Genomic DNA, 12,639 nt, shown 5'->3' with positions numbered 1-12,639 from the left:
TGACCAGGTCCTCCAGCGAGGTGCCCGACCGCGGCAGGTCGCCACCCGGGGTCAGCTTGTCGACGGCCTGCGCAGGGTCCGCGCGATCTGGTCGGCGGCCTCCTGCGGGGAGACTCCGGCCTGGTCGGCGACCTTCTGGAGGGTGTCGCCGGGCCCCGAACGGGACGGCGCCGCCACTCGGACCCACCCGGCCGGTCCGGGGCTGCGGTAGAACCGACGGATGATCCTTCACGTGGTTCCCCTGGACGAGTGGTCCGCCGATCCCGCACTGCCCTACTCCCCGCCCTCCCTCGCCGCCGAGGGCTTCGTGCACTGCTCGGCCGACGAGTCCGCGGCACTGGCGATCGCCGACTCCCATTACCGCGACGCGCCCGGCCCGCTCCTGGTCCTGTGCGTCGACGAGTCGGCACTGTCCGCCGAGCTCCGCTGGGAAGGCACCCGGGACACCGTGTTCCCCCACGTGTACGGGCCGATCGAGCGGGCGGCCGTGACGGCGGTGCTGGAAGTGCGCCGGGACGGTGACGGGCGGGCGCTTGCCCTCACCCCCTGGAGGTGACCGGCTCCACTTCCCCACCGGCCCACCGTCGAAAAGGGTTGGATCCGGCCGGTCCGACCCGCCAGAATCACCGCCATGACGCCCGAACAGCCCAGACGGCCCAAACGGCATGAACTGCCCGAACTGTCCGAACACCTCGTCACCGACCACACCGTCTACTCCTGCGTCATGGGCTCGCGCGCGTTCGGCCTCGCGACCGAGGACAGTGACAGCGACGTACGGGGCGTCTACCTGGCGCCGACCCCGCTGTTCTGGCGGTTCGCGAAGCCCCCGACCCATGTCGAGGGCCGATGGGGTCTCCCCTGCTCGAACGAAGTTGAGAGCTTGGGGAACGACGAGCAGTTCAGCTGGGAGCTGGAGCGCTTCTGCGAACTGGCCCTGCGCTCCAACCCGAACGTCCTGGAGTGCCTGCACTCCCCGCTCGTCGAGCGGATCGACGACACCGGCCGGGAACTCCTCGCCCTGCGCGAGGCGTTCCTCTCCCGTCAGGCCGAGCAGAGCTTCACCCGCTACGCGCTGGGCCGGCGCAAGAGGCTCGACGCGGATGTGCGCCTGCACGGCGCGCCGCGCTGGAAGCACGCCATGCATCTGCTGCGGCTCCTGATGAGCTGCCGCGACCTGCTGCGAACCGGGGTCCTCACCATCGACGTCGGTGCCGAACGCGACCGGCTGCTCGCGGTGAAGCGCGGCGAGGTCTCCTGGCCCGAGGTCGAGTCATGGATGGCCCGCCTGGCGGCCGAGTCCGAACGGGCGGCCGCCCGCAGCCCCCTGGCACCCGAGCCCGACCGGGCCCGGGTGGCGGACTTCCTGTTCCGGGTTCGCCGCGAGTCGGCGCTCAAGGCGGACGAGCCGAGCGCGGCGCGGAGCTCCCTCAACTCGTAGAGCAGCGGCTCCAGTTCGTCACCCTCAGGAATCCCAGAGCGCCCCCAGCGTCAGGAGTTCACTGCGGTACTCGATGCGCTCGGTCCACTCCTGCGGCCAGGCGGCCGCTCCCAGGTGGGCGCCCGCGAAGGCGCCGGCCAGGCAGGCGATGGAGTCCGAGTCGCCCTGGGTGCAGGCGGCCCGGAGCAGTGCGGTGAGCGGCTCGTCGGGGAACAGCAGGAAGCACAACAAGGCCGTGGCGAAGGCCTCTTCGGCGATCCAGCCGTCGCCCGTCTCCAGGCAGGGGTCGGTCTCGGGCGACGGGTCGCGGAGCGCCTTGAGCACCCGGTCGAGGGCGTCGAGGCAGTCGTCCCAGCCGCGGGCGATGAAGTGGCCCGGCGTCGGGTCCTGCGCCCGCGTCCACAGGTCGCCGAGCCAGCGGTCGTGGTAGCGGCTGCGGTTCTCGTACGCGTACGACCGCAGCTGGCCGACCAGGCCCACCGGGTCGGCGCCCTGCGCGAGCAGGAACACCGCCCGCGCGGTGAGGTCGGACGCGGCAAGGGCGGTCGGGTGGCCGTGGGTGAGCGCGGACTGCAACTGGGCGGCGCCCGCCCGCTGTTCCTCGCTCAGTCCCGGCACGAGGCCGATGGGCGCCACCCGCATGTTGGCGCCGCAGCCCTTGGAGCCGATCTGGCTGGCCTGCTGCCAGGGCAGCCCGCTGTCCAGGCGGGCGCACGCGACCAGGCAGGTCCGGCCGGGCGCCCGGTTGTTCTCGGGCGAGTGGTACCAGTCGACGAACTCCGCGCGGACCGGCCCCTCAAGGCGTCGCGGGCCGAGCAGGCCGCTGTCCATGGCGCTGCGGATGCCGCGCCCGAGGGCGAGCGTCATCTGGGTGTCGTCGGTGACGATCGCGGGCTTCGGCAGCGCCATGTCGCGCCACGGCCCGCACTTGGCGAGGATCGAGGGCACATCGCTGAACTCGGTGGGGTAGCCGAGTGCGTCACCCAGCGCGAGGCCGAGCAACGCGCCGGTGGCCGTCTGTTTCACGGGACGGTTCATGTCTGTCGTCCTTCCGGGCGCAGCAGGGGCGGATGCAGCGCGGTCGCCGGACCCGCCCGGTAGAGCGCGGCCGGCTTGCCCCGGCCGCCGGTCAGCCGCGAGGCGCCCGCCACCTGCTCGACGAAGCCGGGCGTGGCAAGGACCTTGCGGCGGAAGTTGGGGCGGTCCAGGGCGGTGCCCCAGACCGTCTCGTACACCTGCTGGAGCTCGCCGAGGGTGAACTCGGGCGGGCAGAACGACGTCGCGAGGCAGGAGTATTCGAGCTTGGCGCCGATGCGTTCGTGCGCGTCGGCGAGGATCTCGGCGTGGTCGAAGGCCAGGCGCCCGTACGTGCCGAAGGCGACCCACTCCGCGTGGGCCGCGTCGCCGCCGCCGTGCGGTTCGGGCAGATCGGGCACGAGCGCGGTGTACGCCACCGACACCACCCGCATGCGGGGGTCGCGGTCCGGCTCGCTGTAGGTGCGCAGCTGCTCCAGGTGCAGCGCGGCGACGATCTCGTCGGAGAGGCCGGTCTCCTCGGCCAGTTCGCGCCGCGCCGCGAGCTCGGCGGACTCGCGCGGCAGCACGAACCCGCCGGGCAGCGCCCACGCGCCCGCGTACGGCTCCTGGCCGCGCCGGATGAGCAGCGCGTGCAGGGCGCCGTCGCGGACGGTGAAGACGGCCAGGTCGACGGTGACGGCGAACGGCTCGAAGGCGTGCGGGTCATACCCTTCGGGCACCCGGCCCACCCGCTCGTCGTCCCCGGACGCCCGGCCCGCCCTCTCGTCGTCCGCGGGCACCCGGGCGCACCCCTCCGGCACCCGGGCCCCGCCCGCGGCGGTCATCGTCCCTCCGGCAGCGGGACGGCGAGGTCCCGGCCGCGGTCGGGCAGCACGTCGACGGAGGAGGCCGCGGCGGCGAATGGACCTGATCCACCCCCGTGGGCCCAGGTCCACCCGCCGCACACGGTGAGGGCAGTGCCCTCGCTCCAAGCCAGGCTCACGCCCGCACCTCCTTAATGGTCATCCTGACTATAAAGGTGTTCGGCGTACGGGCACAAGAGAAGAGCCCGGCTCCCGTACGGACACGGGAACCGGGCTCTCGCCGAGAAGTGGGGCGGTGTCTAGAGCTCGACCTCGCGCATCAGCATGCCGACCTCGGTGTTGGTGAGGCGGCGCAGCCAGCCGGACTTCTGGTCGCCGAGCCCGATCGGACCGAAGGCGACCCGGACCAGCTTCTCGACCGGGAAGCCGGCCTCGGACATCATGCGGCGCACGATGTGCTTGCGGCCCTCGTGCAGCTCGATCTCGACCAGGTAGTTCTTGCCGGTCTGCTGGACGACCCGGAAGGCGTCGGCGCGCGCGTAGCCGTCCTCCAGCTGGATGCCCTCCTTGAGCCGCTTGCCGATCTCGCGCGGCAGCGGGCCCGTGATGGCCGCCAGGTAGGTCTTCTTCACGCCGTACTTCGGGTGGGTGAGACGGTGGGCCAGCTCGCCGTGGTTGGTGAGCAGGATGATGCCCTCGGTCTCCGTGTCGAGCCGGCCGACGTGGAAGAGCCTGGTCTCGCGGTTGGTGACGTAGTCGCCGAGGCACTGGCGGCCGTCCGGGTCCTCCATGGTGGAGACGACGCCGGCCGGCTTGTTCAGCGCGAAGAACAGGTACGACTGGGTGGCGACGGTCAGGCCGTCCACCTTGATCTCGTCCTTCTCGGGGTCGACGCGCTTGCCCTGTTCGAGCACGATCTCGCCGTTGACCTCGACACGGGCCTGCTCGATCAGCTCCTCGCAGGCGCGGCGCGAACCCATGCCGGCTCGGGCGAGCACCTTCTGCAGCCGCTCGCCCTCCTGCTCGGCGCCCGGGAAGGTCTTGGGGGTCTTGACGTCCGGCTTGTCCGCGTACCGGTCGCGGTTGCGCTGCTCGATCTTCGCGTCGAGCTCGCGCGGGCGGGCCTGGCCGAGGCGCTGGCCGTGCGGGCCGCGGCGGACCGGGGTGCCGCCCTGCGGGGCCTTGGGGCCGCCCTTCGCACCGCCGCGCGCGGAGGCGCCGCGGCCGGAGCGGGGCGACTCGGGGGAGCCGCCCACGTCGTAGGTGCGCTCCTCGGGGCGGGGACGGCGCGGGTTGCCGCCGCCGCCCTTGCGCTGGTCGTCGCGGCCGCCACCGGCACCCCGGTTGCCGCCTCGGCCACCGCCGCCACCACTGCTGCCGCGGCCGCCGCTGTTGCCACCACGGCTCCCGCCGTTGTTTCCGCTGCTGTTCCTGCCGCTGCTTCGCATCAAAGTTCCGTCTTGTCGTCTGCGTGGGTTTCCGGCGCGTCCGGCGCGTCCGGGTCGAACGACGGGACGCCTTCCAGGGTCTCGGCTTCGATCGCGTCCGCCTCGGGGAGGAAGGGCGCGAGCTCCGGGAGCTCGTCCAGGCCGCGCAGGCCCATCCGCTCCAGAAAGTAGTTCGTCGTCGTGTACAGGATCGCACCTGTTTCGGGTTCCGTGCCCGCCTCGTCGACCAGACCCCGCTGAAGCAGGGTCCGCATGACCCCGTCACAGTTCACTCCGCGCACCGCGGAGACCCTCGACCGGCTCACCGGCTGGCGGTACGCGACGACCGCGAGGGTCTCCAGGGCCGCCTGGGTGAGCCGCGCCTGCTGGCCGTCCAGGACGAAGCCCTCGACGGCGTCCGCGTACTCCGCCCGGCTGTAGAACCGCCAGCCGCCCGCCACGAGCCGCAGCTCGAAACCGCGGCCCTGGACGGTGTACTCGTCGGCCAGCTCCCGCAGGGCGTCCGCCACGGCCCGCCTGGGCCGGTCCAGGACCTTCGCGAGGTGCTCCTCGGTGGCGGGCTCGTCGACGACCATGAGGACGGCTTCCAGGGCCGGCTTCAGCTCCAGTTCCTCGCTCACGCCTTCTCCTCCGTCACCACTCGGTCGAATTCGTCGGTCACCGTCGGCGTCCCGTCGCCCTCCCCGCCGCTCCAGCGCACCATCAGCTCGCCCAGCGCCTCGTCCTGGTCGAGGACGACGGCCTTCTCGCGGTACAGCTCCAGCAGGGCGAGGAAGCGGGCCACCACCGTGAGCGTGTCCGGGGCGTCCTCGGCCAGCACCCGGAAGCTGGCCTCGCCCGACTCCCGCAGCCGCGCCACGACGATCTCGGCCTGCTCCCGCACCGAGACCAGGGGGGCGTGGATGTGGTCGACGTACACCTGCGGCTTCGCCCTGGGCTGCATGGCCTTCACTGCCAGTTTCGCGAAACCCTCGGCGCCGATGCTGATGACGACCTCGGGCAGCAGCTCGGCGAGGTGCGCCTCCAAGCCGACGGTACGGGGGTAGCGCCGCGCCTCCGCGTCGAGCCGCCCGCTGAAGATGTCCGCGATCTGCTTGTACGCCCGGTACTGGAGCAGCCGCGCGAACAGCAGGTCCCGCGCCTCCAGGAGCGCGAGATCGGCCTCGTCCTCCACCTCGGCGGCGGGCAGCAGCCGGGCGGCCTTGAGGTCGAGCAGGGTGGCGGCCACGACGAGGAACTCGGTGGTCTGATCCAGATCCCAGTCGGGCCCCATGGCCCTGATGTGCGCCATGAACTCATCGGTCACCTTGGACAGCGCGACCTCGGTGACGTCCAGCTTGTGCTTGGAGATGAGCTGGAGCAGCAGATCGAAGGGCCCCTCGAAATTGGCGAGCCTGACCTTGAACCGCCCGTCGTCGGGCTCGTCGGTAACAGCTTCAGTCCTGGCCGGCAAAAACCCAGCCCCTCCGGCATTTGAGGAGCGGGGGTCTGGGGGCAGAGCTCCCTCCGCGGCGGAGCCGCTGAATGTCACAGCGGGAAGGGGCGGGGTGGGGAAGGGATCGTCCGCCCCACCCGGACCCCGCCCTAGAGCACGGCGCGGAGCACGCGCAGGGGCGACAGAGTCGTCGGCAGTCGACAAGGGGCGGTCCAGGGGGTCGTCAAAAAGGGGCAGAGCAAGCCGCAGGCTAGCCGCTACCGGCCCCGAAGACGCCGTACGAGAATGCTCGCGTCGCCCCGCGACTCCAGATCCGCGAGGACCACGGCAACGGCCTCGCGGACGATCCGCCCGCGGTCCACGGCGAGCCCGTGCTCACCGCGCAGGACCAGGCGCGCGTGCTCCAGGTCCATCAGCTCCTCGGCGGAGACGTACACGGTGATCTTCTCGTCGTGCCGTTCGCGCCCGCTGGGGCGCCGGTTGGCGGCCCGCTGACGGCGGCGCTGCTGCGCGGTGCCCGAGCCGCCCTGCGCGGGCGTGCGCCGGGTCTTGGCGGCCTCCGCGTCGGCGGCGCCCCGGCTGCGCGGCTCGGCCGGGTTGGAGTCCTCCTCGGCGGCGGTGTGCTCCGCCTCGGGCGCGGGCTCGCCGGAGGCCGGCTCGCTCTCGCCCGCCGGACCCGGCACCCTCGCCTCGCCGTTGGCCCCCCGCCTCGGGGTGGACGGCGAGAGCGCCATCCCCCCGGTCGTACGGAACAGTTCGTCGGCCCCGGGCAGACTCACTCGGCGTGACACCGGGCGAGCACCTCCCTGGCGAGCTGACGGTAGGCGGCTGCGCCGACGGAGTTGGAGGCGTACGTCGTGATCGGCTCACCGGCGACGGTCGTCTCCGGGAAGCGCACGGTCCGGCCGATCACCGTGTGGTAGACGTGGTCGTCGAAGGCCTCGACCACACGGGCCAGGACCTCACGGCTGTGCACCGTGCGGGAGTCGTACATCGTGGCGAGGATGCCGTCCAACTCCAGGTCGGGGTTGAGGCGCTCCTGCACCTTCTCGATGGTCTCCGTCAGCAGGGCCACACCGCGCAGCGCGAAGAACTCGCACTCCAGCGGCACGATCACCTTGTGGGCCGCCGTGAGGGCGTTGACGGTGAGCAGGCCGAGCGAGGGCTGACAGTCGATCACGATGTAGTCGTAGTCCTGCATCAGCGGCTTCAACGCCCGCTGGAGCGTGGACTCGCGCGCGACCTCGCTCACCAACTGCACTTCGGCGGCGGACAGGTCGATGTTGCTCGGCAGCAGGTCCATGTTGGGGACCGCGGTCTTGAGCAGCACCTCGTCGGCCGACATGCCCCGCTCCATGAGCAGGTTGTAGACGGTGAGGTCGAGTTCCATCGGGTTGACGCCGAGGCCGACCGACAGGGCTCCCTGCGGGTCGAAGTCGACGAGCAGCACGCGGCGTCCGTACTCGGCGAGCGCGGCACCCAGGTTGATGGTCGACGTCGTCTTGCCCACGCCGCCCTTCTGGTTGCACATCGCGATGATCTTCGCGGGACCGTGGTCGGTCAGCGGACCCGGGATCGGGAAGTACGGCAGCGGCCGTCCGGTCGGGCCGATCCGCTCGCGGCGCTGGCGGGCAGCGTCGGGTGCGAGGGTGGCCGCGTACTCGGGGTCGGGCTCGTACTCGGCGTCGGGGTCGTAGAAGTGCCCCTGGGGCACCTCGTCAAAGTCGGCGAGAGCGGCGGTGTCCCGGCCGCTCTCGTTGCCGGCCGTGGCGTTCACGTGTAGGCCGTCCATCATCCGTGGGGCTGTCGTCATGTGCTGGGTGGTTTCGAAGGTGCGGACCGCGACGGAGCCGACAGCCTCGGGCCCCGAAGGGCTCTGGCCCCGTACGGACATCCCCGCAGGGATTCCTGACTGACCACCTCCGGGAGTAAATGTCGACTCATTCACAAGTCGTCTTACCTCCTTGGACGTGACCAGGAAACTTTATCGATAGGTCAGCGTGGCACCATGCCGACGGTTGGCGACTCTATGGCGTGTCACCGGTCCGCAGCAACACAATCCGCCGGACCCGGCCCGATGTGTCGGCAACCGAACACCACTCTGTCAAGGGCGTACGGGCGGTCAAGCGCGCATTTCACCAGTGCGCGAAACGGTTAAAGGGTTACGTTCGAGGCGAGTTGAGCGAGCCCGTCACAGGTGGGCAGAAGTGTCGCGATACACATCCGGCCGGACCTTGGTCATCAAGGTCCGGCCGGATGTATGAGGTTGACGGTCCGCGTTGACGAACCGGCTCTTCGCTAGCCGAGAAGCGTGTGCAGGTCGACGTGCTCCAGGCCGTGGGCCTCGGCGACGGAGGCGTAAACGACCTGGCCGTCATGGGTGTTGAGGCCCTGCGCGAGCGCGGCGTCGCGGCGCAGCGCCTCGACCCAGCCATTGTTCGCCAGCGACACGATGTAGGGCAGCGTGGCGTTGGTGAGCGCGTAGGTGGAGGTGTTCGGAACCGCGCCCGGCATGTTGGCGACGCAGTAGAAGACCGAGTTGTGGACCATGAAGGTCGGCTCGGTGTGGGTGGTCGGACGCGAGTCCTCGAAGCAGCCGCCCTGGTCGATCGCAATGTCGACAAGGACACTTCCGGGCTTCATCTTGGCGACGAGCTCGTTGGTGACCAGCTTCGGGGCCTTGGCGCCGGGGATGAGCACCGCGCCGACGACGAGGTCGGCCTCGACGACGGCCTTCTCCAGCTCGTAGGCGTTGGAGACGATCGTCTGCACCTTGGTGCCGAAGATCTTGTCGGCCTCGCGGAGCTTGTTGATGTCCTTGTCGAGCAGGGTCACGTGGAAGCCCATGCCGACGGCGATCTGGGTGGCGTTCCAGCCCGAGACGCCGCCGCCGATGACCACGGCCTTGCCGGCGTGGGTGCCGGGGACGCCGCCGGGCAGCACACCGCGGCCGCCGGCCGAGCGCATCAGGTGGTACGCGCCGACCTGCGGGGCGAGCCGGCCCGCGACCTCGGACATCGGGGCGAGCAGCGGCAGCTGGCGGCCGGCCGTCTCGACGGTCTCGTACGCGATGGCGGTGGTGCCGGACTCCAGGAGCGCGTCCGTGCACTCGCGGGAGGCGGCGAGGTGCAGGTAGGTGAAGAGCGTCTGGTCCTTGCGGAGGCGGTGGTACTCCTCGGCGATGGGCTCCTTGACCTTGAGCAGCAGGTCGGCGGTGGCCCAGACCTCGTCGGCGGTGGCGAGGATCTCCGCGCCGGCGCCGATGTACTCGGCGTCCGTGATCGAGGAGCCGACGCCGGCGTTCTGCTCGACGAAGACCTGGTGGCCGTGGCGCACGAGCTCGTGCACACCGGCGGGGGTGATGGCCACCCGGAACTCGTTGTTCTTGACCTCGCGGGGGATACCGACCTTCACGTCGATCACGGTCCTTGGCTCAGGGGTAAAGGGGGGCAATGCCATACATACCCGGATGCACACCGGCACACCGGGAGACACCGCAGGAAGTTGCGGCGGAGCCAGTCTAATGAAGGTTTTCCCGCTGTCTACCCTTACAAAGCTCCAATCTTTGGCTGAAGCGCTACGGATTTCGCAGGTCCCCTGCCTCTGCTGCCTCATCTTCCAGAAGCCGGTCGGCCGCGGCCCGGTGCAGCCGGGCCGCGGCGGGGTCGCCGAGCCGGTCGAGAGTGTCGGCGAGCCGGAGCTGGAGCGCGGCCTGCAACCGCAGATCACCGGCCCTGCGCGCCTGCTCGACCGCCTCCCGGCAGGTGCGCAGCGACTCCTCGGGGCGCCCCGCGTACTCCTGGACCCGGGCCGCCTCGCTCAACGCCCTTGCCTGGCTGGGGAGATCACCCAGCCGCCGGTATCCGGCCACCGCGGCCCGCCAGCCGCGCAGCGCCTCGCCGTAGCGGCCCGCGTAGGTGTGCACGGTGGCGAGCCGCCCGTACAGCCGGGCCTCGTCCGCGCGCTCGCCGCGTGCCAGGCGCTGCGAGAGGGCCCGCCCGTACCAGTCGGAGGCCCGCTGCCAGTCCCCCAGCTCCTGGTGGGCGCCGCCCACGGATTCCATCGCGCGGCCGGTTGCGTAGGGGTCGTTCGCCGCGCGGCCCGCGTCCAGCGCGGCCCGGTAGCGGGCCAGCGCCTCGGTGGTCCGCCCGGTCTGCGCGTCCAGATCGCCCAGGTTGAGCAGGGCCGCGGCCTTCTCCCGGTGCAGATCGCGGCGCTCGGCGACATCGAGGACGAGCCGGTGCAGCCCGTACAGCTCGGGGGCCGCGGCCTCGGCGCCCCGGTGCGCGGCGAGCGCCCGCACCAGCGCGGCCACCAGACGGCGGGCCAGCGTGTCGAGCCCGCCGTCCTCCACCGCGAGCCGGGCGGCGGCCAGCAGCGCGGACTGGCGGCCGCTCAGCCAGCGGTCGGCCGCCGCGGCGCTGGGGAAGCGCAGGGCGCGCGGGAGCCCGGCGAGCCTCTTGCGGGCGGGCGAGCCCTCCGGCTCGGTGACCGCCCGGCAGGACTGGAGCAGGCGTACGGTGCGCTCCAGCATCCGGGCGCGGGCCAGCTGCACCTCGCCGGGCCGGTCGACCGCCTCGCACAGCGCGCGCAGCAGCGGTGCGAGGGAGCCGGGGACCCGGTACTGGTCGGGCACCGCGCCGTCTTTCCGCAGCAGTCCGTACGCCACGAAGTCGGCGAGCGCGTTCTGGGCGCCGGAGACCGAGCAGCCGGCCAGCGCGGAGGCGGTGTGGGCGTCGGCGATCCCGGCGGGGGCCAGCGCGAGCAGTCGCAGTATCCGCGCGGACGGCTGCGAGAGGGACTCGTACACGAGCTGGAAGGCGCGCGCCAACGGCCTTTCCGCGCTGGGGAGTTCGGGCCCGTCGTCGGACATGGCGCGCAGTTGCCTGGCCACGTCGACGACGGCCGCCTTGGGGCGGGCCGCGAGCCAGCCGCCGACCAGGACGAGGGCGGCCGGCTGTGCGCCGCACGCCTCCACCAGGGTCTCGGCGGCGCGCGGGTCCACCGTGACGCGCACCGAACCGGTGTAGGTCTCCAGGAGTTCGACGGACGACTTGACGTCGAGTCCGCCGAGGGTGCAGGGGCGCACATCGGGGATCCCGGTGAGCGGGCCCTGGGCGGTGGCCACCACCAGGCAGGCGGAGGTGTCGGGGAGCAGCGGGCCGACCTGTTCCGCGTCGGCCGCGTCGTCGAGCAGCACGATCGCCCGGCGGCCCGCGAGGGCGGCGCGGACCAGTTCGGTGAGTTCGTCCTGGCCGGCCCCGGGCGGCGCCGGGACCGCCAGGGCGTCGAGCAGGTCCCGGGCGACCCGGTCGGCGGGGATCCTGGCCCCGCCCGGCTCGGTGAGACCGACCCGCAGCACCCCGTCGGGGTAGTCGCCGGCCACCTGGCGGGCCAGCTCCTCGGCGAGCGCGGTGCGTCCGGAGCCGGGCCGGCCCGCGATCAGCAGGACCCTGGCCCGGGGCGACTTCTTTCCTGACAGCGTGTCAAGTCCGGCCCGTGCGATGTCGTCCCGGAGTTCCTTCAACTCCCGCTGCCTGCCGAGGAATTGACCCGTGCGCTGCCCGGCGGCAGCGCCGCCCACGTCCACCGCCTGATCCGTCACGGGCCACGCTCCGTCCGCCTGCGCACCTGGAGACCGCGCGGGTATCCGCACGGTCGGTCCGAGCGTAGTTCACGCTTCGTGACCGTTCGGGCGGAGCGCGGCGGGGATGTCGCCCGATCGGATCAGCCGATTTTCAGATCGGGTGGACGGGGGCTCCGGCTCACTCCTCGAAGGGCCTGGCCGGCCAGGGCGCCCCGGCCGGGCGCAGCGCGTCGATGCCGTCCCCGTTCTGGGCCGCGGCCAGCGAGAGAACGCCGACCGCCAGGCAGTTGTTGTGCAGCTCGCCCGCCAGCACACCCCGTACGAGATCGCCGAGCGGCACCCGGGCCAGCTCCATGTCGGCCTCCTCCTCGGCGACTTCGAAGCGCTCGCCGTCCGCCTCGGAGAGGTCCCGCGCCAGGAAGATCCGTACCGCTTCGTCGCATCCGCCGGGAGAGGTGTAGACATCGGTCAGGACGTGCCACTGCTCGGCCTTGACGTGCGCCTCCTCGTACAGCTCGCGCTGGGCGGCGTGCAGCGGGTTCTCGCCGGGCACGTCCAGGAGTCCGGCCGGGATCTCCCAGAGCTTGTGGCGTACGGGGTGGCGGTACTGGCGCAGCACCAGGACCCGGCCCTCGTCGTCCAGGGCGAGGACCGCCACCGAGCCGGGGTGGACCTGGTAGTCGCGCTGGTGGACCGAGCCGTCGGGCATCACGACGCCGTCGGTGCGGACGCTGGTCTTGTTGCCGGTGAAGGGGGTGGCACTCGCCACGACCTGCCACTGTTCGGCGGTGTCCTCGATGGCCATGTCGGCGTCCTCCCACGGTGCGCACACAACAGAAACCGGGGCACGGGCCCGTGTTGAGGACCCGTACCCCGGCAACGATCGGGGT

At 71.9% G+C, this 12,639-nt stretch carries 14 protein-coding genes; 2 read left to right on the top strand and 12 right to left on the bottom strand.

Annotated features, from left to right (window positions below; genetic code table 11):
* Window positions 1-51 precede the first annotated feature (51 nt).
* On the bottom strand, window positions 52-177 hold the full coding sequence (locus ACIQ8J_RS09230) for a hypothetical protein (RefSeq protein WP_403265565.1): 126 nt from the start codon (window positions 175-177) through the stop codon (window positions 52-54).
* Window positions 178-220: 43 nt separating this feature from the next.
* Here ACIQ8J_RS09230 and ACIQ8J_RS09225 point away from each other — a divergent pair, with 43 nt between their 5' ends.
* Window positions 221-556: a DUF952 domain-containing protein gene (locus ACIQ8J_RS09225; protein WP_403265563.1), complete on the top strand. Its 336-nt coding sequence runs from the start codon at window positions 221-223 to the stop codon at window positions 554-556.
* A 75-nt stretch (window positions 557-631) separates the two neighbouring features.
* Window positions 632-1,438 (top strand): DNA polymerase beta superfamily protein, encoded by an 807-nt coding sequence (locus ACIQ8J_RS09220; protein WP_403265561.1) that lies wholly within the window; start codon window positions 632-634, stop codon window positions 1,436-1,438.
* Between the two features lie 24 nt (window positions 1,439-1,462).
* Here the strand turns inward: ACIQ8J_RS09220 and ACIQ8J_RS09215 are convergent, their stop codons facing one another.
* The 11 genes from ACIQ8J_RS09215 to ACIQ8J_RS09165 all read right to left on the bottom strand — a co-directional run bounded on the left by ACIQ8J_RS09215 (window position 1,463) and on the right by ACIQ8J_RS09165 (window position 12,554).
* Complete coding sequence (locus tag ACIQ8J_RS09215; protein ID WP_403265558.1) at window positions 1,463-2,476, bottom strand: ADP-ribosylglycohydrolase family protein; 1,014 nt, start codon at window positions 2,474-2,476, stop codon at window positions 1,463-1,465.
* The gene (locus tag ACIQ8J_RS09210) at window positions 2,473-3,300 is read right to left on the bottom strand and encodes an NUDIX hydrolase (RefSeq protein ID WP_403265555.1); all 828 of its coding nucleotides are present in this window, start codon (window positions 3,298-3,300) and stop codon (window positions 2,473-2,475) included. Before ACIQ8J_RS09210 ends, ACIQ8J_RS09215 begins: the two co-directional genes overlap by 4 nt.
* Complete coding sequence (locus tag ACIQ8J_RS09205; RefSeq protein ID WP_403265552.1) at window positions 3,297-3,458, bottom strand: hypothetical protein; 162 nt, start codon at window positions 3,456-3,458, stop codon at window positions 3,297-3,299. Before ACIQ8J_RS09205 ends, ACIQ8J_RS09210 begins: the two co-directional genes overlap by 4 nt.
* Before the next feature lie 120 nt (window positions 3,459-3,578).
* Window positions 3,579-4,730, bottom strand: coding sequence for a pseudouridine synthase (locus ACIQ8J_RS09200; protein WP_403265550.1), 1,152 nt, complete (start codon window positions 4,728-4,730; stop codon window positions 3,579-3,581).
* Window positions 4,727-5,377, bottom strand: coding sequence for an SMC-Scp complex subunit ScpB (scpB, locus tag ACIQ8J_RS09195; RefSeq protein WP_403266576.1), 651 nt, complete (start codon window positions 5,375-5,377; stop codon window positions 4,727-4,729). Before scpB ends, ACIQ8J_RS09200 begins: the two co-directional genes overlap by 4 nt.
* On the bottom strand, window positions 5,344-6,258 hold the full coding sequence (locus ACIQ8J_RS09190; RefSeq protein WP_403265547.1) for a segregation and condensation protein A: 915 nt from the start codon (window positions 6,256-6,258) through the stop codon (window positions 5,344-5,346). Before ACIQ8J_RS09190 ends, scpB begins: the two co-directional genes overlap by 34 nt.
* Before the next feature lie 161 nt (window positions 6,259-6,419).
* A complete protein-coding gene (locus ACIQ8J_RS09185) occupies window positions 6,420-6,953 on the bottom strand; it encodes a hypothetical protein (protein ID WP_403265544.1) in 534 nt (177 codons plus the stop codon).
* The gene (locus ACIQ8J_RS09180) at window positions 6,938-8,056 is read right to left on the bottom strand and encodes a ParA family protein (RefSeq protein WP_403265541.1); all 1,119 of its coding nucleotides are present in this window, start codon (window positions 8,054-8,056) and stop codon (window positions 6,938-6,940) included. Before ACIQ8J_RS09180 ends, ACIQ8J_RS09185 begins: the two co-directional genes overlap by 16 nt.
* Before the next feature lie 404 nt (window positions 8,057-8,460).
* Window positions 8,461-9,576: an alanine dehydrogenase gene (gene ald / locus ACIQ8J_RS09175; RefSeq protein ID WP_403266574.1), complete on the bottom strand. Its 1,116-nt coding sequence runs from the start codon at window positions 9,574-9,576 to the stop codon at window positions 8,461-8,463.
* A gap of 163 nt (window positions 9,577-9,739) precedes the next feature.
* Complete coding sequence (locus tag ACIQ8J_RS09170) at window positions 9,740-11,767, bottom strand: tetratricopeptide repeat protein (RefSeq protein ID WP_403607783.1); 2,028 nt, start codon at window positions 11,765-11,767, stop codon at window positions 9,740-9,742.
* Between the two features lie 160 nt (window positions 11,768-11,927).
* Window positions 11,928-12,554, bottom strand: coding sequence for an NUDIX domain-containing protein (locus ACIQ8J_RS09165; RefSeq protein ID WP_403277802.1), 627 nt, complete (start codon window positions 12,552-12,554; stop codon window positions 11,928-11,930).
* Window positions 12,555-12,639: the final 85 nt, after the last annotated feature.

The sequence above is a fragment of the Streptomyces sp. NPDC094147 genome, assembly GCF_044764265.1.
Lineage (GTDB): Bacteria > Actinomycetota > Actinomycetes > Streptomycetales > Streptomycetaceae > Streptomyces.
The sequence above is the reverse complement of the archived record's forward strand: the minus strand, read 5'-3'. Positions and strand labels throughout refer to the sequence as shown.

Excerpts from the sequence above, each read along its gene's own strand:
- ACIQ8J_RS09220 (WP_403265561.1), top strand. The coding sequence starts at position 632 with ATGACGCCCGAACAGCCCAGACGGCCCAAACGGCATGAACTGCCCGAA.
- ACIQ8J_RS09165 (WP_403277802.1), bottom strand. The coding sequence starts at position 12,554 with ATGGCCATCGAGGACACCGCCGAACAGTGGCAGGTCGTGGCGAGTGCC.
- ACIQ8J_RS09180 (WP_403265541.1), bottom strand. The coding sequence starts at position 8,056 with ATGTCCGTACGGGGCCAGAGCCCTTCGGGGCCCGAGGCTGTCGGCTCC.
- ACIQ8J_RS09210 (WP_403265555.1), bottom strand. The coding sequence starts at position 3,300 with ATGACCGCCGCGGGCGGGGCCCGGGTGCCGGAGGGGTGCGCCCGGGTG.
- ACIQ8J_RS09215 (WP_403265558.1), bottom strand. The coding sequence starts at position 2,476 with ATGAACCGTCCCGTGAAACAGACGGCCACCGGCGCGTTGCTCGGCCTC.
- ACIQ8J_RS09225 (WP_403265563.1), top strand. The coding sequence starts at position 221 with ATGATCCTTCACGTGGTTCCCCTGGACGAGTGGTCCGCCGATCCCGCA.